The organism is Psychrobacter sp. CX21 (assembly GCF_057396255.1).
In genome coordinates, this window is record NZ_JBXYJG010000001.1 from 120583 (window position 1) to 140129 (window position 19547).

Below are 19547 nucleotides of genomic sequence, written 5' to 3' on the forward strand. Positions count from 1 at the left end.
ATGTAAGCCGATTGCTTTAACCATTACGTTTATGACAACGCTTACTTGTAGTTGTGATTGTTGTCACTAACGTCTTAGTCGTGGTTAATAGCAATCATCTAACTGTGTACTTTAATCATTAAGGTCGCTAGGTCAGAAAAGTTCGACAAAGATGCTTCAAGTATCTTAATGGCTCGACTGGCTTATGATACCTCGCAGTTACCTTAAAATTTTTGCTACTTATTTGCTACTTATTTGCTACTAAAAAGGGACGTTATGAGCATCAAATCTACCTCCAATCATTCTCATTCAAAAAGTTCAATAATTGATAAGCCCACGAGCGTAAGAGAAACTGAAGCATTAGATGCTAAAGCCGTCACTGACTGGCTGCAAAAAGAAGGCGTAGACGTTCAAGGTATGCCCGATGTTACACAGTTCTCTGGCGGAGCGTCCAACTGGACTTACTGTCTTCATTACGAAAATAGAGATCTTATCTTAAGACGCCCTCCTTCTGGCACTAAGGCCAAATCTGCACATGACATGGTGCGTGAATATAAAATACAGCATGCTTTAAAAAATGATTACACGTACGTGCCTGAAATGATAGCGCTCTGTACTGACGAATCTGTTATTGGTTGCGACTTTTATGTCATGGAACGTCTGGTTGGCATTATCCCGCGCGCTAACTTACCCAAAGAGCTCTCGCTTGATAGCTCAGAAGTTCACACCTTGTGTACCAATGTTATCGATGCGCTTATTGAGCTACATGAGATCGATTATGATAACAATCCAGAATTAAATGCTATTGGCAAAGGTTATGGCTACTGCGAGCGTCAAGTTAAAGGCTGGGAGCGTCGTTATACCAAGGCCAAAACACCAAATGTTCCTAGCTTCTTTATTGTCCGCCAATGGCTAAAGCGTAACTTACCCAAAGACAGCCGCACCTGTGTCATCCATAATGACTGGCGTTTTGATAACGTTGTTTTAGATCCTGAAAATCCGACTTCAGTGATTGGGGTACTTGATTGGGAAATGGCAACACTAGGTGATCCGCTGATGGATTTGGGCAACGCCCTCGCCTACTGGGTTCAAAAGGATGATAACTTTATTATGCGTCAATCGCGTCGACAGCCAACACACCTAGACGGCATGATGACCCGTGAAGAAGTAGTCGAGTACTATCTAGACAAGACGGGTTTGACTACAGATAATTGGGCGTTTTATGAGGTCTTCGGTCTGTTCCGTTTGGCAGGTATCGCGCAGCAAATCTATTATCGTTATTATCATAAACAAACAGATAATAAGATATTCAAAGATTTTTGGATTATTGTGCATGCGTTAAATATGCGGGCATTAAAGCTGATCACCAAACATGAAGCGACGCGTTTAGTAAATAGCAATCGACTTCCCTCATCAGTTTCAACTGTCACTGAAAAAGCATTATCATCTAAATGGTTTAAATAGCAGTTATCGACAGATGTCTAGTTTTGTGAATAATTAAGACTCTCTACTAGGTAGGATGGATGTCAGATTACAGATAAAAACGTCGCTCTCAATTCTTGACGTAGACTTAGGCTTTAGTCGAGCATCCTTTCAGAATGATTAAAATTGCTAGGCTTCACGCCTAGCCTACCAATTTCTTTAGTGAGTTGAGAGTCGCATAAAGATAAATAAATACATAGTAAGATAAATAAACATCATAGGATATTATGACTACTCTTTTGTTTGCCAGACACGGTCAAGCGTCATTTGGACAAAGTAATTACGATAAATTATCAAGTCTAGGTATAAAGCAGGCATCTCTACTGGGCGCTCATTACGCAGCATCTACGCGTAAAATAGATGCGGTACTGAGCGGCACACTAGCCCGTCAACGAGACTCTGCTGTTCATTTTTTAGAGGCTTACAATAATGGCTTGAACCTTGAGCATCCGTTGACCCAATCTACGCCCATTGAACATTTAAATGAGTTTAATCATAAAGATGTTTTTGTTAAGTATGATCCAAGTTTTGCCAGCGAAAAGGGCATTATGACAGCCATTGCCAATGCTCCTACACCTAAACTGCGTTTGGGTGAATTATTTAATGAGGCGATGTTACGTTGGCATTCAGGCGAGTATGATGACGATTACATTGAAAGTTGGTCACAGTTTAATCAGCGGGTACAAAATGCACTTAATGAAGTCATCGAATTTACCAAATCAAAAGAGGTTGAAACTGTCTTAATATTTACCTCAGGCGGTGTTATTGCTGCTTTAGCCTCAGGTTTATTACATCAAAGTAGTAAAACGGCGTATCAGATTAATCGAACACTAATTAACACGGGCGTCACCTCCATCGTGCTTAAAGAGGATAAGCCGCGCCTGCTGTCGCTAAACGAACACAGTCATTTATTTAAAGATGGCGAACGCTACCTCACGTGGCATTAATAAACCGATATTTACGTTCAACTATTTTAATGCAACTTTCATTCAATTTTTCATGCAATAAGGATATTTGTGAAAAACTCAATCATTAGCACCCTGCAAAAACATTTAAAAAGCAGTCTAGGTAACAAAGCCCACGAAACTAAGTCGTTGTTGTTATCCAATAACAAAATGAGCGATTTAGTTGATAAAAAAGTAGGCAAAGGTAAAACCGTTCTAATTACCGGCGCAAGCTCAGGTATTGGAGCAGGTATGGCAAGAGGCTTTGCTAAACTTGGATATAACTTAGCTTTATGCTCACGCAGGTTAGAGCGTTTAGATGCGCTAAAATCCGAAATATTAGAACAAAACCCAGAGGTACATATTGAAGTCAAATCACTTGATGTCTGTGATTACGATTCGGTATTTGACGTATTTAAAGCCTTTCAATCTCAATTTAGCACTATTGATCGGGTGGTCGTCAATGCAGGTGTGGGAGAAGGACGTCGTGTCGGTACAGGTCGCTTTCATATCAATCGGCGCACCGCTGAAATAGACTTTATATCTGCCTTGGCTCAATGTGAAGCTGGCATGGAGATTTTTCGTGAGCAAAATCACGGTCATCTTGTGGTCATATCTAGCATGTCAGCCATGCGCGGAATGCCAAAGCATTTGACGGTTTATGCTGCCAGTAAAGCAGCACTCGCACATTTGGCAGAAGGTATTCGTGCAGAGATGCTTATGGATAATCTACCCATTAACGTCACCACCATATATCCAGGTTATATCCGTACAGAAATCAATGAAGGTGCGCCAAAGCTACCTTTCGAGGTTGATGAGAAAACTGGCAGTCAAGCACTGGTTGCTGCAATTGAGTCAGGTGTAGAGGAAGCTTGTGTACCTGCCCTGCCTTGGTTGTTCGTTGGAAAAGCCATGAAAGTCTTACCGCTTAACTTGGTTAACAAATTCAGTTAAATGATTAGGGTGCATAAAACTTAACAATGCTTAAATAAGCTTATTGTTATTTTATTAATACCCCACTCTCAACTTATTGCAATCAAATGTAGGCTGGTGCTTTTAGCCCATCAAAATGTATATTTTAACCAAATATGCTGGGCTAAAGCCACAGCCTACGCAAACAGTTGAAAATGAGATTATTAATATAAATAAGTTAATAATAAAGATAGGTTAATGATAGATATAAAAAAAGAGCAGACTCAATGAGTTTGCTCTTTTTTAAGGAAGATTTATAAAATATCATACTTATGAGCATTTAGGATGCCCAGTATAACAACTATTAATAATCGTTGTGAGCGGCCTGATAGTCTTGAACTTGTGCACGTAATCGCTGTCTGCGCTCACGCGTTAGAATCTCATTACTTTCATCAAGCACTAACGTATTTAAATCGTTAGATATCAAGTTTACCACACTCATCATGCTATCAAAGCCTTGCATAGCTTTGGGATGAGGTAACGATAAGAACAAAACCAGCCCTTTAAAGCGAGTATTAGTTAATACATTTAGATCAAATGGTGTAATCTCACCTGTTTCAGAAACGCCCATCATACTAAACCATAATATACCGGTTCCATCTTTATGCTCATAACGATGGAACATATTCATCGCGCCGTATTTGAGTGCATACTGAGACACCAGCTTTAAAACGGTTTTACCTTGTATCATTTCATGCTGATTTTTAGGCACTAATGTGATGTTAATATTTTCTTGCGCATAATTAAGTGGACTATTTTGATCATGGTCAGCCTCTGCTAGCAAATGACCATCTAGAACCGGACTATTATTTTCAAAATCAGGCTCTTGAGCTGTCTCTATAACGGGCATAAGGCTTTCCGTGGCAGACGCTAGGCTTGAAAATAGATCATCTTCATTATCATGTGGTTCTTGATTCATACTTGATAAAGAAGCTGGCGTTGACTTAGTTTGGCTTATCGGTGTCGCTGTTTGATCTGTAGGTTGTACGTTGTCATTATTTGTATCTGTACCGCTCATATTATCGGTAGGATCACTATAGCCTGTATTAACCCTATCCAAAGATTCAGCATCATTATTAGCGTTATAATCAGTAGTGTCATATTCGCTAAAACTGGCATCATTATGTCTAACTGCGTTTGGATCCGAGTCTTTAATTACGTAACCTTGACTATGATCATCACCAGTTAATTCATGATTAGCAGTATCTGAGGCAGACGGCGTGTCATCAATCTGCGGCTGAAGATACTCACGATCTGGTGTGATTAGGATATCCTCAGCATCCTCTTCTTCTGAGTCATCAACGAAGCTGCGTTCGTGACGAGGAATAATAGGAATGCCATCTTTATGATGGATGGCAGCTTGCGGGGCTTTATTATTTTTACGATTCATTATTCCACGAACTATCATGTACAGGCCTACCACCATAATAACAATAGCGATGATAATTAGAATATATTGCACAGTGGTCATGGCTTACGTGTCCCAAAAATTAAATTAATAAAAACGTTATTAGTCTAGCATGCTTAGCCGTGCTCGTCATTATTCGGTTAAGCCATCAATTGTTTATTAAGTGCTTTATTGAGTGCTATATTAATGCGACTTTATTAATAGCAAATCACGAGGAGCAACTAACCCCTTCAAGTTTATCTTTATATATAAGTTAATTATATAATTTATTTAACATTTATTTAACTATTCAACTATTAAACTTTTTAACATAATTACTTATATTAAACGCATAGATTGATTACACAGCAGGTTCAATATATTGCTCTGCATCTTCAAGGCTAACACTCACCAAAGTTGAAATGCCCGCCTGCGGCATTGTAATACCTTTAAGCTCATCTGCTATTTGCATAGATAGTTTGTTATGACTAATGAAGATAAACTGCACATCGCTTGCAAGTTCAGTAATCAAATTGGTAAATCGAGCAACGTTCGCATCATCTAAAGGCGCATCTACTTCATCAAGTACACAAAATGGGGCAGGATGCTGCTTAAATATAGCAAATATTAAGCTCAATGCCGTTAATGTTTTTTCGCCGCCAGATAATACCGCCAGCCTGCTGTTACGCTTGCCTTTTGGCTGAGCCATTAATTCCAAACCAGCGCGCCACTGCTCCGCTTTAGTGAGTCCATCATCTTTAATCAAACTTAAACTTGCTTGACCGCCATCGAATACTTTAGCAAACAATCCATTTAAAGCGTGGTTAACACAAGAGAGCGTCTCTAAAAACAATACTTTAGTTTTAGAATCAATGGAGTTTATGGCATTTGTCAGTGTGTCCATACTTGCAGTGATATCAGCTATCTGCTGCTCTAGCGGGGAGAGGCGTTCATTAACCGCCTCAAGTTCAATAACTGCGGCAAGATTAACAGGTCCCATTTTTTCAATCTGCTTTGATAATTTAGCAGCTTCTTGTTGAAGCGTTTCGATTTTATCCTCTGGAATGCGCCGATTGTGTGCGATAAAGTCGGTTAATAAAACAGATGGATTAACATCAGTATTTAAGGCTTTTAAGCGCTCGCCAGTATCGCTAATACGTTCATCAAAGATAGCAATCTGAGTGACACTATGTGCTAGTTTCTCTTGTAGCGCTTTGAGGTCATTAGTGAGGGTATCACGCTTGTTTTGCAGCTCATTAGTCGTGGTTTGCAACGTGGATATAATGGCTAAGCGCTCATCTAAAGCAATTTTAATTTCATGATGATCTGCACTAATACGTTTTAACTGAGCGTCAAGGGCTGGTAACTTAGCAGTTTGCTTTTCGTGATCGTCTTCAAGATTAACACGTGCTTTTTTTAATCGATCAATATCTTTTGATACGTGTTTAATTTGCTGTTGACTGTGCTTATGCCCGAGCTGTGCCTGACTTAACTCTAATTGTAGCTGGCGTAGCGTATCATTTTCATCCCGCTCTTTGATGTCATTCTCAGCTTTTTCTTGTTCAAGCGCCCATTGCTTATTTTTTGCAGCGGTTAACGTCGGTTCTATGGCAGCCAATGCTTCTTTGTTAGTAGCGGCTTGATGAGTCAGATCAGCCAACTGTTTATCTAATTGTTGACGTTCAGAATCAAGCTCTTTACGCTGCATATCTAAGCGGTTTTGCTCATTTAGATGTCGCTCTTGTTTTGCAATCAATTCAACTCGGCGTTGTTGGTTATTGTGGCGCTGCTGGGTTAAGTCTGAAAGCTTAGCAGTAAGCTCTTCGACACTTACCGAAGCTTGTTCAATCAAAGTACTGTCTTGTTTGATCTTTTTTTGTAGCGTTTCAATTTTGTGCTCTATATCATTCAAGTTCTCTTCCAGCTCAACCAGACGCTGTGATTGTTGAATTTTGACACTCAAGAACTGCTGATTTGAAGTGTCAGAAGTCAGTTTGTTTAAATGGATGGCGCCGACAGCAGTTATCAACCACCCTGATGTCGTAATGACCATCGCCTGTTCAGATAAGACAGACAGCGCATTCTTAATATCCTGATTTTCGTATAGGTCATGATTTTGCTGATTTGCATTGGACACGGCATATAGATAAATACGCGCCCACACCGCTAGTTTCGGTGCTGTAATTAGCTCAGACAAGGGTATAAAGTGATCAAAACGCGAGCGCTTCTCAGATTTAATAATGCTCTGATCTTTAGAATAAAACACACTTTTTATCTCATCTTCAGTGTGTTTATTGGCCTGATCACTCTCATCACTCAGTTTGGCTGCTATGTTTTGTTCCTTAATTTGACCTTCTATAAGATTCCGACTACTTAGCAGTCTAGCAACCAACGCGTTAATTATATTGGTATTGGCGTTGGCGTTGGCGTTGACGTTGACGTTAGTATTAGCATTAACGTTGGTATTGGTATTAATATTCGTAATAATATTGACATTGCTATTTTCATCAAGACTTTCACTATCCACTATGCGAGCGTCCATCCACAGGGCAAGCCATTTGTCTAAAATGCCCGCGTAAGACTCACCTTTTGTTGTGAGCTTAATCTGCTCGTGTAAAGGCGTCAAATTTTTTAATAATTTATCAATACCTGGACGTTGAGCGTTTAGTTCCAATGAGTTGTCTAATAGTGCATTCGCATCGTCTTTATATTGAGGATTCAACTCATCGAATGAACTTAGCTTTTGCGCTTGACCATCTTGTTTTGCTTGATTATCTTGTTGTGTTTTATCGGCTTGCTCGCCGACTTCAATGGGTGTCTTTTTAGGCTTCGGATAAACGATAGCATGTAGTGTTTCATATTCAGCTATCAGACTGGCATGCTTTTTTTCGAGGTTCACAAGTTCTTGTTGTTTATTAGATAAATCAGCCTGACGGGTTTTGAGCTCGGGCTTTTCTATCTCTAAACTGTCTTCGATAGACTCTTGTTGTCTGGCAAGTTGACCTAAGTCTGTATCCAGTTTTTTTATTTGAGTACGAATAGTGCTCGTGTCGACAATATCCGTATTGGCTATATGCTCACGTGTCTGACGAGATATCTGCTTAGATGGTTGTTGAGGTGAACGAGAGACATCCCATTTCGATGCCTCTTGTTCCCATTGGGTGTCTAATCGATGCCACTTTTGCAGATCAACCTGTAGTCGATCATACGACTGGTTATCGAGGGCAGCTTTTTGATTCAAAGCCTGCTTTTGAGCTTCTATCTTGGCTACCTCATCTCGATTGGCTTCCCATGCAGCTTGTAATGGACCATTTTGTGCCAAGCGTTTTTTTCGTTGCTGCTTTAGGGTGTCAAGTTGTGGCGTTAATTGCTCAATATTTGCCAGTTGGATTGATTCTTCGTGTTGTGCCTCTTCAAGATCCTGAGCCATTTGCTTTTGTTTATCAGCATTCACGTGTAGCCGATGTACCAATTGATCAATTGTGGTTTGTAAGCTGGTTAATTTATGCTCAACTTGTTGGCTCTGCATCTCTTGTTCATGCAAGGTGTCACGTGCTTGATCTTTTAACCATTGTTCTTCATGTAGACGCTCACTTGTTTGGTCTAATTTTGTCTTAAGCGTATCTTCTTTGTGCTGCAACTCTTTAATAGATTTTTCAAGTTTTAGTTGTTCATTCTTATGTTCTAGCTGACCTGCTTTCGCTTGATACAATTGATAGATAACTAACTGCTCTTTAACGGCATTTAAATCTTCTTTAACTTTTTGGAACTGAGTCGCGCTATGGGCTTGCTTAGCTAGCTTATTTTTTTGTCGAGTTAATTCGGCCTCAATATCTTTTAAGCGTTCTAGATTCTCTTGAGCTTTTGCCAGCTTTTTTTGCGTCTCTTCACGGCGAGCTTGATAACGCGACACGCCAGCAGCTTCTTCAATAAACTCGCGCAGCTGCATTGGACTCGAATCTACAATACGTCCAATCATACCTTGCTGGATAACAGAATAGCTGCGTGGACCCAGTCCTGTTCCTAAAAATACATCAACCACGTCTCGCCGGCGACACCGTGTACCATTGATATAATAATCTGATTTACCTTCTGCATTTATCTGACGACGTACGGACAGCTCGTGATAAATATTCAACTCATGGCGGATACCAGTCTGCTCATCTTGAGTATGCTTAAAGGTAAGTTCCACACTTGCCAAACTTTTCGCCGCTTTTGTGTCAGTGCCTGCAAAGATGACATCACTCATGGCGCCCCCTCTTAGCTGCTTGGCAGAAGACTCACCTAGCACCCAGCGAATAGCATCTATGACATTCGATTTACCACACCCATTGGGTCCAACAATGGCGGTAATACCTTGTTGAAAAGTGAACGTTGTGGGGTTAGCAAAGGACTTAAATCCTGATAGTTTTAAAGACTTTAGACGCATGAAACTCGCATGTTAATTAATAATTGATAGATAGGGTAAACAAACATAATTAATTATAATAATAAAAACAATATACCCGTTTTAGATCAAGGTTTTTAGCCAAGTTATGCGACTGGTTGTAAGACTTAACCGAGTATATAAGTCGTCGTATTTTACCCTAATTCGTATAGGATTTCAGACATTCACTTAGTAAATATAATATCTATAAAATAAGTTTGGACAATACTACGGCGATAGGTTTGCATACAAAAATTAATGGTTGAAATCTTTATATGTTGATACTTTATTCTAATATTTAGGCTTGATAGTGTGGTTTGAAAAACGCTATGGTATTGTATTACATCTATCCACTTATGCAGAGTAAGTAATATGGCAAATCATCATAGAGACCATAATGCGGATCAACCCCCGCAGCAACTACAACAAAAATTTGAACGTTGGCGAGAGCTTTACAATGACCAATTAGACGCTCAGCTGCGTTGGCAGGAAGCGGAAGCCTTATATGCTGAGTTAGTAGCGTATTACCAAAGCCCGCAGTGGATGACAGATCGAGAAGAGGATAAAGCGCTTGAATACTCAGGTACTGCCCACTCTATTTTAAGTGAAGATGGGCTTTGGAATATGATAAGCGATCGTAATACGCTGGCAATGCAGTGGATGAGGCTAGGTTTAGATGCGATAGAAAAAAGGGAGTAAAGGGAAGAAAAACAGAAATAGAAAGTTAAAAAAATAATTTGAACCTGTCAAACCACACCCATACCTGATAATCCAGACCATAATAATTGACTGCCAGCAAACACTAAGAGCACCCCAAATGCTTTTTTAAGCGTTGACGCTGGCAACTGATGGGCAAGATTTGCGCCAAGTTTGGCAGTAATAAAACTGGCTATAGAGATGCACATAAAACCAATCACATGAACAAAGCCAAGTGTGCCCTTTGGTAGATTAGCCACATCTTGTCCAAACCAAGCAAAACCTGCCGCGCCTGCTAATGCAATCGGTAGCCCACACGCTGCCGAGGTGCCTACGGCTTGACGCATAGGTAACCCTGCCCATGTCAAAAAAGGTACTGTTAAACTGCCGCCCCCAATCCCAAATATGGCTGAAGCCATCCCTATTCCTGAACCTGCCCCTACTTGCACTGGCGCCGAAGGTAGAGGTTTGCCCAATTGCTCTTTATTTGATAGAAATAACATTTTAAATGCGACTAAAAGCGCCGCTACACCAATCAAAGCTTGAAGCATGAGCCCATTTATTTGATCGGCAACTGCCGCTCCGATTAAGCTACCGACTACTAAGCCAATTGCCATAAATTTCCATATCTCCCAGCGTACGCCGCCTCGTTTATGGTGTGCGGTCAAGGAGCTTATAGACGTAACGATAATGGTGGCAAGTGAAGTACCTACTGCCAAATGCGCTACAATTTCCGGAGAAAAATGATAAGCGGTGAATATCCAAACAAGGGCAGGCACAATAATCATCCCTCCTCCAACGCCAAATAGTCCAGCACACAGTCCCGCAAAAGCACCTGCCACAAAGAACCACACTATCATCATGCTTATTCTCTCGTTTATAGGGTCTGTTGAACATTCAAATATTAGGACTGCTTATAGCTAAAATTGTTCCAAACTAGGCATAAACCGACGATAATGCCCGAAGCGTATTGGACCTTAGCTAGGTTTATAACAACGTTTGGGGCAATTTTAGCATCAGCCCTACGGGGCGGGTCTATTTTTTGTCAATATATTGTGAAATTTTCTAACTTAGAATAACTAAGTGTCTAAAATTTCCCTGCATATTGCCTTAAAAATAACCGCCGCCAGTTCCATATTTAAATGTTCAACAGACCCTAATCTTATTTTGATTTAAAAATTTAAATATCTTTAAATATCGTAGTTATTTATAAGCATGAAATGCGATAATTAAAATCTTGGCTACGTATCCAGTCCCACAGTATATCTTGTATAGGTCAATATATGAATGCTTCAGCAGCACCTACCTTCTCTGCTTTATCACATCATCATCTTGGGTCTTGTTCTTCTACCAACAGTGAGCTTATGCAGTGGGTTAAGAGTGGGCGTATCAATCTCGATACACCTTTTATGTTGACGGCAGCGATGCAGACTTCTGGTCGGGGTCAATACGATCGTTCGTGGTATTCGCCAAAAGGAAATCTTTATTTATCTGTATATCATCCGCTTAAGAGCTCCATATCGGGGCTATTATCTTTAGTAGTGGGTTATCAGCTGACGTGCTTACCTATTATACAGCGTATTAACCAGATATTAAGACAAGCTGACAAGCCTACCATTGGGTTAAAGTGGGCCAATGACATAGGATTCTATAGCTTTGATAACACCCAAGCAGACGATACCCAACATCATACACAACCTGACCTATTAACGTTAAACAAGTTGACGTTTAACAAGCTTGCAGGCATCTTAATTGAACCTGTTTCAATTTCTGATAAGATTGTTGGCGTTATCATAGGAGTGGGCATGAATATCAATGCCTCACCTTCATTAGATACCTCTTTGGAGAAGCGTTTGGCTTATAAAGCAGTAAACTTGAATCAGTTGCATAATGCCAATTCAACCCATCCTGATAATACCCTCTCACTATGTGCAGATGACTTATATGCGTCGGTTGGCTCAGCCCTACTTAAAGCGGTAGAGCGGTATAATGGCCTTACGGCGTCATCATATGCCCTTGATAATTTTATAGAGGATTATAATAACGCCAGTGTTCTTACGGGTAAACAAGTTGAGATACAACCTCGTTCAATATCAACCCCTTTAGCCCCTACATCTGGACCTCATGATAACCATGCTGCGTCTGCATCGCCTGAATCGTCTAGCTCGTCCCAATTGAATAAAACTGATACTCACCTATTAAGCGGTAAAGTGCTCGGTATACATACCGATGGCAGTTTAAAAATAGAAACTCAGAGTATTGAGCGTACATCCAAGCCATATAAGCGGATTCAAAAAATATATACAGGCTCTATTCGATTAAAAACTGATAACAAAGTCAATCAAATAAACAATCATTAAGCCCTTTAATAAACCTTATTACTCAGAAGTTAGAGGTAAATAATACCAATCAAGTTTACGATCAAAACATATCTCGAACAAACTTGCGATAATTCGACCTGTTAATCCCCAAACGATCTCATTATCGACTGTCCAACTGGGGGTTCTAATTTTAATCAAATTGTCATTCATTGTGTAGGATAAGATATATTCAGTCGTTGGTTCCTGTATTAAGGTTTCTAAATCTGCCCAAAATATACGTTCTATCTCGCCCAGTTCTGGCACATAAGTTACTCCAGGGTCGACAAGGGCAACAATAGGACGCACACTCATGCCCGATTTTGAAATTTGCGCGGGTAACTGTCCGACAATTTTAGCTTTGCTAGAAGGTAGGGCGCACTCCTCACTGGCTTCGCGTAGTGCTGTAACGACGTTGTTACCGTCTTCTTCATCGTGCTTACCCCCAACGAATGACACCTCACCTGCATGGCTACTTAAATGCGCTGCACGCCTTGTAAGCAATAGCTTGGGTTTGGGTTCGTTCGTGATTAAAACCAATACTGATGCGTCTGCATTGGGAGTGTGTAATAAAGCATCTAACAAAATTTGTGCTTCTATAATCTCACTATGTTCATCATTGTCTCTAGCTATTAAGCTATTAGCGCTCTCTAAGTTATTTTTGTCTTCTAAGTTATTTTCGGACTTTAATTTGTTTGTAGGCTCAGTGTCTTCATGCTCAGTGCTTTTATATTCTAAAGATGTTACATCACTATCTTTTTTATATGCTGTTGCATCGGCTGTAACATTAGCTTTAGTGTCCGCTCTATTAAGTTCTTGCCGCATATTAAACTGTACTTTCATCACCAATTGTTTTAATAGTGGTTGTTGAAGGTATGGCGGCAATATAATAGCCAACTCATCAAAACGAGGAGATATAGAGGTATGCTTATTTGCGTGATTTGCAGAGGTAGAGCGATGTTGTGTCATAAATAAATAGTCATGATAAGTAAGCGGATAGAGCTTTAGCCTAACGTATTCTATCTAAGTATGCTATCTTGATGACCTACTGGTTTAATTTGGGTACACGAATTTATGATGTACTATTTGTGTCGGTATAGAACACTCAGCGGTAGAATACTGATACCCTATTTTCCATTAAAAGTGTTTAAAGATTAGAATAAAAAGGAAGATCCATACCATGGCATACTGTTTACAATGCGGGCATAAAGCAGAATACAAAATTCCTGAGGGCGACAATAATACCCGTTTGGTTTGTCCAAATTGCGATTATATTCATTATGTGAATCCTAAAGTAATATGCGGGGCTTTAGTCATACATGAGGGCAAGGTACTTTTGTGTCGCCGTTCTATTGAACCAAGATATGGCTTTTGGACACTACCTGCAGGCTTTATGGAAATTGGTGAGACCATCGCAGAAGGCGCTGCTCGTGAAACGATAGAAGAGGCAGATGCAGTCGCTATTAATCCTCATCTTTACTGTATTTACGATATCCCGTCTATTGGTCAAATTTACGTTTTATATTTAACTGACTTAAAAGATGGAAAATTTGGCGTCGGTACAGAAAGCTTGGAATGTGCACTTTTTGAAGAAGCTCAAATACCTTGGGATGATATCGCCTTTGAAGCAGTTAAGCGTACCTTAGCTCATTATTTTAATGACCGTCAAGCTATCGGTGATCACCATCAGTTTCCAATACATCAAGAAGAGATACCCAAAGATAAGGGTATAAAAAGATATTAGGGTAAATATATAAGGATTAAACAAGATTATTGACATTATGACTATCGATTAGTGATCAGCAACCAATTATAAAATAGCAATCAATGACAAAAATCGTTCAACTAACATACAGCGTTCAACTTTTGGATATAGCAAAAAAATAGCACAGATTAATAGCATAGCAATTTTATTATTCGAAGACTATAATATTAATGACCATATATTTAAATAAGAATGACTTAATAATAACTCTGTTTATTTTAGGCACAATATGAATTTTAGATTACTTTTTAAGACCGCGTCGCTCGCTATTGCTTGCTTTACTTTGGCAGTACCCAGTCATGCCACAACGGTATATAAAACGGTGGGTGACTTTGGTGAAGTAAAATACTCACAGTTTCCTCCAAGTAGTGATGACGTAGAGGTCGAAATCATCACTCTGCGTAACGACGGTCGTCAATTAGACCCAGGTCAGCTAGCAGAATCAGCCCAGACTTCAAATAATACGCAATCTCAATCTGCCAATCCTGCCACCGAAACGGAGCGCCAGCGCTATTTAACAGAGATCGAAAATGCCAAACGTTGTCAGTCTTTACGTGATAATTTGGCTAACTTAAACGCTGGTGGGCGTATTTATGAGCCTGATGGTCAGGGTGGACGCAAATATTTGGACAATCGTGAAATAGAATTAAAGCGTGAAAACATCCAAAGAATATTAGTACAGTATTGCGGTGGTTAGCAGTATAGGACTTTATACAGACCGCAGTCCTATTGCGATATACTAAGCGCATGCATAATACGTCCTATAGTAGTGTGCATACCACTGGATTGAAGCGCCCACTGCCCTACTTCCTTTTCAAGTAAATCGCCAGCAGTGGCATGTATCAATACCGCTTCGCTAAGTCTACGATTAATGGGTTGTAAGCTGCGTTGTGCTAGTATGCCTGCCGCCACACCAGAGAGCACATCCCCCATACCTGCACTCGCCATTCCAGGATTACCTGCTGCACAGACATAGAGCGTTTCAGATTCGTAAATCAGAGACTCTGACCCTTTTAACACCCAATCACCGCCAAAGATCTTTGCCAATTTTGTAATACTTTGCACCCTATCGGCTTCAATTTCATCTACAGAAACGTCCAATAGCCTAGCTGCCTCCCCACTGTGCGGGGTGTACCAAACGCTGTGCTGGCTTGAATACTTTTTTAATGCCTCTATAACCTCTGGTTTTTCGTCAGCTAGGGTATGCAAATGGTACAACCCATCAGCATCAATAATAATATCTGCCATAGTATTCATCAAAGCTTCTAAATAGCTTGCAAACAAATCATGACTTTTGTCATCGCGTCCTAATCCCATGCCGATAGCGACCGTGTCGCAGTCCTGCATGAGCGAGATTACGCCTTCTACATCGTGTAAGTCCATACACATGGCGTTAGGTAAGCTTGATATAAGACTGCCATGAAAGTTCTCATGGCATGCCACACTAAGCTTGCCCACCCCTACTGCAAATGCGGCACTGGCAGATAATAATGCCGCCCCTCCCATACCTTGAGAGCCGGATACTAAATTACCACCGATAATTAAACCATGGCCAAAGCTGCCTTTATAAGCATTGTTTTGACGTTTTTCGATAGGATAAGGCATTTGTTTCAGCCACGCCGAAGGTGTAAACGTAAGCACACTAGGTATTAAAAAAAAATCGATAATTTGACCCGTATAATCCGCCGCGTCTTTAATATGTAACCCTATTTTTCGAGCAACCATGCATAAGGTAATATCCGCGCGGATAGCACAGTTATCAAAAACTTGACCTGTACTTGCCATAAGTCCACTGGGCACATCAATGCTAGCAATTGTAAGCGTCCGTTTTGAACGGCCTTTTAAATTATTAATATACTCGATAGCTGCTGCATAACTCCCTTCAGGTTTACGATCTAGGCCGATACCAAATAGCGCATCGATACATAAGTCTAAATCTAACTTATTAATCACATCGTTTAATTGATAATGATTATTCTGAATATGGTCGATGTTCGATATTACCTTAACACCCATATCCAGTGCTGATTGTTTGGCTAACTTAGCATCTTTTGTATCTACCTCAGCGACTTCAATAATGGCTACTTCAATACCAGTCCTTTCAATACCAGCTACTTCATTGTTTAACTGCTTTAGATATCTGGCAACCAGCCAGCCATCTCCCCCGTTATTGCCACCACCAACCCAAACTCCAACGTTATACATAGTTGTGCCACTAGCATCAGATCTGATGGCATCTTGACAGATATTTTGGTAAAGCCAGTATGCTGTTTGCCAAGCTGCCTGCTGCATAAGACCATAACTATCATTCCCATCGTCAAACCATTGTTTCTCGATGCGATATACTTGCTTAGGTGTAAATAAAGGAACATCAACCCTCTGGGACGGATGATACATAGCTAATAAATGCTTATTATCCCAGTGATATAAGTTATATGAGTTATGTGAGCTATTTAAGCTATTTAAGCTATTTAAGTAATCTGATTCAGTTGAACATGATGCACGCTTCATTTTAATCCCCAATCTTAGACTCGTTACTGGTCTGGGTTATAGCCTAGTTTATAGTAGGTTTTATATAAGGTTTTATCTTGTCATTTAATAGCTTATCATATCTATTATATTATCTTTTAAGTCAGCTTTATTATGTCCTCACCATTGCATACCAATCCTCATAAAGATTCTGATGCCAACCCTTATGCTAATTTAACGGCAAATCAGCATTCTGCGAATACAAATGACATTGCCGTGAATGAATTCAATGATGCCAGCGACGTTAAAGCATGGATACAAGCACAAGCTTATATATTAGGGTTTGCAGAATGTGGATTCATTAATGTTGATAATCCTGTGTTTGAGGCTCAAATGCAAGGATTGCGCGAATGGCTAGATAGAGGTCACTACGGTCAGCTGCATTTTATGGAAAAAAATCATGACAAGCGCGCTAACCCTGCGCTGTTGGTAGAAGGTTCACGCACTATTATTTCAGTACGTATGAATTATCTAGAAGCAGCGCCAAAACCGCGGCGCATTGAAGATAACAACTACCCTAACACAGCTATAATTGCGCGCTATGCCCGCGGACGTGACTATCATAAAACCATGCGATCTCGCTTAAAAAAACTTGCCCAGCTTATAGAATCTAAACTTAATGAATGGCAGCATTTAGATATAAATGCCACTCAGCCTTTCATATTTAGACCTTTCAGTGACTCCGCACCTATTTTTGAGCGCCCGCTTGCAGATGCTGCTGGACTTGGTTGGACAGGTAAACACACGTTGCTACTGAATAAGACTGCAGGTTCTTTTTTTGTACTAGGGGAGCTATTTCTAAGCCTATCATTACCTGAAGACGCACCTATAACTGCTCATTGCGGCAGCTGTACGGCATGTATTGACATCTGTCCTACGCAAGCGATTACCGCTCCTTATCAACTAAAAGCCGATGCGTGTATTTCTTATCTGACGATAGAGCATGACGGTATTATTGATGAGAAATATCGTAAAGCTATAGGAAATAGGGTGTTTGGGTGTGATGACTGTCAGCTCATATGTCCATGGAACCGCTATGCCAAAGTTACCACTATTGATGACTTCCATGCGCGTCATGACTTAGATAGCAGCTTATTAACTGACTTATGGGAATGGAGTGAAGCTGATTTTTTAGAACGGACGCAAGGCAGTCCTATTAGACGTACAGGTTATATCAATTTTTTACGCAATATAGCCATTGGTATTGGTAATTCCCCTTATTCAAACTACAATATCCTAAAGTTAAAAAAACGATTGGGACAGCACACACATATATTGGATGAACATATTACATGGGCTATAAAACAACAAATCATTAAATCAAATAGTGAACCTTCCTCCTAGCTCAACGAATACTAGGCTTCATCGAATACAGACCTTAGCGAATACAGGCCTCACTAAACTGTAAAGATTAATATGTTCTAACTGGTTGTAGAAATATTAACGATCACAAAAGAGACGCCTGCTAATAAGTCAGGCGTCTCTTTTATTATCGTTAATACACTTTATTTGCTTTATTTTTTTACTTCACTATCTATTTAATTCTAATTAGATATTCTTATGTTACCAACCTAATATTAATCAAATAGATATTCATTAAAGCAGTGTTTATATAACAAGGTTATGGCTTAGGAATACGTAGTACTTGACCAGGATAGATTTTATCAGGGCTAGTCAACATAGGTTTATTGGCTTCAAAAATTTTGTTGTATTCATTTGCTGAACCATAAACTTCTTGAGAAATCTTAGATAATGAATCACCTGATTTCACGGTATACATAGTTGACTCAGGCGCATCTTCTTTAATATCTATATTATCAATTACTTTGGCGACGTTTTGTACGTTACCAATAGCAATAATAGCCTTCTCACGGTCAGCTTGGGTAGCTGCATCACCACTGATTTCAGCAGTATCTGTAGTACCGTTATATTTAACTTTCAAATTAGAGATATTAAGATTTTGCTGTTGAATACGCTTTAGTAAAAGATTTGCAACTGATTGAGCAGAAGGTTCGTTTGCAGTTGGTGCTTTATTAGCATCAGCATGTGATTCAGTTTCTTTGTTAGCATCATCGCGATTAAAGATTTTATCACCAATGTCTTTTGCAAAACTAAAAATTCCCATTGTTTACTCCTTTAAGTTATTATTAGTGTACGGACTACTACCTACTATTAAATTCGCTAGACATAATAAATTCAAATGAAATAACCTTTATAATTGAACTTAATTATAATTGAACTTAATTATAATTGAACTTAATGTTTGGATCTAATGTTTTATAACCTGATTCATATTAATTATTAAGCTATCAGTAGAAACATTTTAGCAATAGCCGCTAGTATTAATGTGTTGTTCACACATCTTATTTAGTATAATGGTTAACATTAATATTTATAACACAGTGTGTGTAGATAATTGTTAAGTTTTATTTCCTATAACTTCAAATTTATAAACTTCAAATGCTTTTAAATATTAAGTCTTTAATATCTAAAACATGGCGTATTCTCGTTTTATAACTAAAAACTTAAAATTAGCAACTATCAATTAGCATCTAACAATTAGCAGCTAGACGCTTAATATACTAATGTATCAGACCATAAAAAAGACCACTGCATTAGCAATGATCTTTAATTAGTATATCGATACCTGTAATAAGAATATGCCTCTTATATAAACATAGCAGTTTAAGTTTAACAGGTTATGGTATATTGAGCTTAAAAATTAAAGCTTCACTTTAATATAATCAACCGCTTTTTGAACCGTCGTTAATTCATTTGAATCTTCATCTGGAATAGTGATATCAAAATCATTTTCAAACGTCATAACTAGCTCAACCAAGTCCAAAGAATCGGCGCCTAAGTCATTAATAAATGATGAATCATTATTAATATCTTCAACATTTACATCCAACTGTTCAGCAACTGCCGATTTTACTTTTAATTCAATCTCTTCACTCATAGGAAACTCCATCCTTATTATTTTAAGTTGCAAAGGCTGTAAATAATATTT

15 protein-coding genes are annotated in these 19547 nt (G+C 39.3%); 8 read left to right on the plus strand and 7 right to left on the minus strand.

Going from position 1 to position 19547, the window contains the following annotated elements:
• The first annotated feature begins 255 nt into the window (after positions 1-255).
• The 3 genes from AC2SLP_RS00460 to AC2SLP_RS00470 all read left to right on the plus strand — a co-directional run bounded on the left by AC2SLP_RS00460 (position 256) and on the right by AC2SLP_RS00470 (position 3359).
• Positions 256-1443, plus strand: coding sequence for a phosphotransferase family protein (locus tag AC2SLP_RS00460; protein WP_486534604.1), 1188 nt, complete (start codon positions 256-258; stop codon positions 1441-1443).
• Between the two features lie 245 nt (positions 1444-1688).
• Positions 1689-2408, plus strand: a complete 720-nt coding sequence (locus AC2SLP_RS00465; protein WP_486534606.1) for a histidine phosphatase family protein — start codon at positions 1689-1691, stop codon at positions 2406-2408.
• 168 nt (positions 2409-2576) lie between these two features.
• On the plus strand, positions 2577-3359 hold the full coding sequence (locus AC2SLP_RS00470) for an SDR family oxidoreductase (RefSeq protein WP_486534815.1): 783 nt from the start codon (positions 2577-2579) through the stop codon (positions 3357-3359).
• A gap of 322 nt (positions 3360-3681) precedes the next feature.
• On the opposite strand, the gene AC2SLP_RS00475 is transcribed toward AC2SLP_RS00470, so the two are convergent.
• Both AC2SLP_RS00475 and AC2SLP_RS00480 read right to left on the minus strand, forming a co-directional pair.
• Complete coding sequence (locus AC2SLP_RS00475; RefSeq protein ID WP_486534608.1) at positions 3682-4848, minus strand: cell division protein ZipA C-terminal FtsZ-binding domain-containing protein; 1167 nt, start codon at positions 4846-4848, stop codon at positions 3682-3684.
• A 277-nt stretch (positions 4849-5125) separates the two neighbouring features.
• On the minus strand, positions 5126-9193 hold the full coding sequence (locus tag AC2SLP_RS00480) for an AAA family ATPase (RefSeq protein ID WP_486534610.1): 4068 nt from the start codon (positions 9191-9193) through the stop codon (positions 5126-5128).
• Positions 9194-9562: 369 nt separating this feature from the next.
• Here AC2SLP_RS00480 and AC2SLP_RS00485 point away from each other — a divergent pair, with 369 nt between their 5' ends.
• Positions 9563-9889 carry a DUF4298 domain-containing protein gene (locus tag AC2SLP_RS00485; protein WP_486534612.1) on the plus strand — a complete coding sequence of 109 codons (327 nt, stop codon included), beginning with the start codon at positions 9563-9565 and terminating at the stop codon, positions 9887-9889.
• A 47-nt stretch (positions 9890-9936) separates the two neighbouring features.
• On the opposite strand, the gene AC2SLP_RS00490 is transcribed toward AC2SLP_RS00485, so the two are convergent.
• On the minus strand, positions 9937-10749 hold the full coding sequence (locus AC2SLP_RS00490) for a sulfite exporter TauE/SafE family protein (RefSeq protein WP_486534614.1): 813 nt from the start codon (positions 10747-10749) through the stop codon (positions 9937-9939).
• 420 nt (positions 10750-11169) lie between these two features.
• Here AC2SLP_RS00490 and AC2SLP_RS00495 point away from each other — a divergent pair, with 420 nt between their 5' ends.
• Positions 11170-12246 (plus strand): biotin--[acetyl-CoA-carboxylase] ligase, encoded by a 1077-nt coding sequence (locus tag AC2SLP_RS00495; protein ID WP_486534616.1) that lies wholly within the window; start codon positions 11170-11172, stop codon positions 12244-12246.
• A gap of 18 nt (positions 12247-12264) precedes the next feature.
• Here the strand turns inward: AC2SLP_RS00495 and AC2SLP_RS00500 are convergent, their stop codons facing one another.
• Positions 12265-13212: an NUDIX hydrolase gene (locus AC2SLP_RS00500; RefSeq protein ID WP_486534618.1), complete on the minus strand. Its 948-nt coding sequence runs from the start codon at positions 13210-13212 to the stop codon at positions 12265-12267.
• Between the two features lie 211 nt (positions 13213-13423).
• On the opposite strand from AC2SLP_RS00500, the gene AC2SLP_RS00505 reads away from it, so the two are divergent.
• Both AC2SLP_RS00505 and AC2SLP_RS00510 read left to right on the plus strand, forming a co-directional pair.
• Entirely contained in the window at positions 13424-13987 is a 564-nt protein-coding gene (locus tag AC2SLP_RS00505) for an NUDIX hydrolase (RefSeq protein ID WP_486534620.1), read from the plus strand.
• Between the two features lie 250 nt (positions 13988-14237).
• The gene (locus AC2SLP_RS00510; protein ID WP_486534622.1) at positions 14238-14705 is read left to right on the plus strand and encodes a DUF4124 domain-containing protein; all 468 of its coding nucleotides are present in this window, start codon (positions 14238-14240) and stop codon (positions 14703-14705) included.
• Between the two features lie 29 nt (positions 14706-14734).
• Here the strand turns inward: AC2SLP_RS00510 and AC2SLP_RS00515 are convergent, their stop codons facing one another.
• On the minus strand, positions 14735-16519 hold the full coding sequence (locus AC2SLP_RS00515; RefSeq protein ID WP_486534624.1) for an NAD(P)H-hydrate dehydratase: 1785 nt from the start codon (positions 16517-16519) through the stop codon (positions 14735-14737).
• A gap of 132 nt (positions 16520-16651) precedes the next feature.
• Here AC2SLP_RS00515 and queG point away from each other — a divergent pair, with 132 nt between their 5' ends.
• Positions 16652-17881: a tRNA epoxyqueuosine(34) reductase QueG gene (gene queG, locus AC2SLP_RS00520; RefSeq protein WP_486534626.1), complete on the plus strand. Its 1230-nt coding sequence runs from the start codon at positions 16652-16654 to the stop codon at positions 17879-17881.
• Positions 17882-18158: 277 nt separating this feature from the next.
• On the opposite strand, the gene lysM is transcribed toward queG, so the two are convergent.
• Entirely contained in the window at positions 18159-18662 is a 504-nt protein-coding gene (gene lysM / locus AC2SLP_RS00525; RefSeq protein WP_486534628.1) for a peptidoglycan-binding protein LysM, read from the minus strand.
• Positions 18663-19259: 597 nt separating this feature from the next.
• Positions 19260-19496 carry an acyl carrier protein gene (acpP, locus tag AC2SLP_RS00530; RefSeq protein ID WP_486534630.1) on the minus strand — a complete coding sequence of 79 codons (237 nt, stop codon included), beginning with the start codon at positions 19494-19496 and terminating at the stop codon, positions 19260-19262.
• Between the last annotated feature and the right edge of the window lie 51 nt (positions 19497-19547).

Excerpts from the sequence above, each read along its gene's own strand:
- AC2SLP_RS00460 (WP_486534604.1), top strand. The coding sequence starts at position 256 with ATGAGCATCAAATCTACCTCCAATCATTCTCATTCAAAAAGTTCAATA.
- AC2SLP_RS00465 (WP_486534606.1), top strand. The coding sequence starts at position 1,689 with ATGACTACTCTTTTGTTTGCCAGACACGGTCAAGCGTCATTTGGACAA.
- AC2SLP_RS00470 (WP_486534815.1), top strand. The coding sequence starts at position 2,577 with ATGAGCGATTTAGTTGATAAAAAAGTAGGCAAAGGTAAAACCGTTCTA.
- AC2SLP_RS00475 (WP_486534608.1), bottom strand. The coding sequence starts at position 4,848 with ATGACCACTGTGCAATATATTCTAATTATCATCGCTATTGTTATTATG.
- AC2SLP_RS00480 (WP_486534610.1), bottom strand. The coding sequence starts at position 9,193 with ATGCGTCTAAAGTCTTTAAAACTATCAGGATTTAAGTCCTTTGCTAAC.
- AC2SLP_RS00485 (WP_486534612.1), top strand. The coding sequence starts at position 9,563 with ATGGCAAATCATCATAGAGACCATAATGCGGATCAACCCCCGCAGCAA.
- AC2SLP_RS00490 (WP_486534614.1), bottom strand. The coding sequence starts at position 10,749 with ATGATGATAGTGTGGTTCTTTGTGGCAGGTGCTTTTGCGGGACTGTGT.
- AC2SLP_RS00495 (WP_486534616.1), top strand. The coding sequence starts at position 11,170 with ATGAATGCTTCAGCAGCACCTACCTTCTCTGCTTTATCACATCATCAT.
- AC2SLP_RS00500 (WP_486534618.1), bottom strand. The coding sequence starts at position 13,212 with ATGACACAACATCGCTCTACCTCTGCAAATCACGCAAATAAGCATACC.
- AC2SLP_RS00505 (WP_486534620.1), top strand. The coding sequence starts at position 13,424 with ATGGCATACTGTTTACAATGCGGGCATAAAGCAGAATACAAAATTCCT.
- AC2SLP_RS00510 (WP_486534622.1), top strand. The coding sequence starts at position 14,238 with ATGAATTTTAGATTACTTTTTAAGACCGCGTCGCTCGCTATTGCTTGC.
- AC2SLP_RS00515 (WP_486534624.1), bottom strand. The coding sequence starts at position 16,519 with ATGAAGCGTGCATCATGTTCAACTGAATCAGATTACTTAAATAGCTTA.
- queG (WP_486534626.1), top strand. The coding sequence starts at position 16,652 with ATGTCCTCACCATTGCATACCAATCCTCATAAAGATTCTGATGCCAAC.
- lysM (WP_486534628.1), bottom strand. The coding sequence starts at position 18,662 with ATGGGAATTTTTAGTTTTGCAAAAGACATTGGTGATAAAATCTTTAAT.
- acpP (WP_486534630.1), bottom strand. The coding sequence starts at position 19,496 with ATGAGTGAAGAGATTGAATTAAAAGTAAAATCGGCAGTTGCTGAACAG.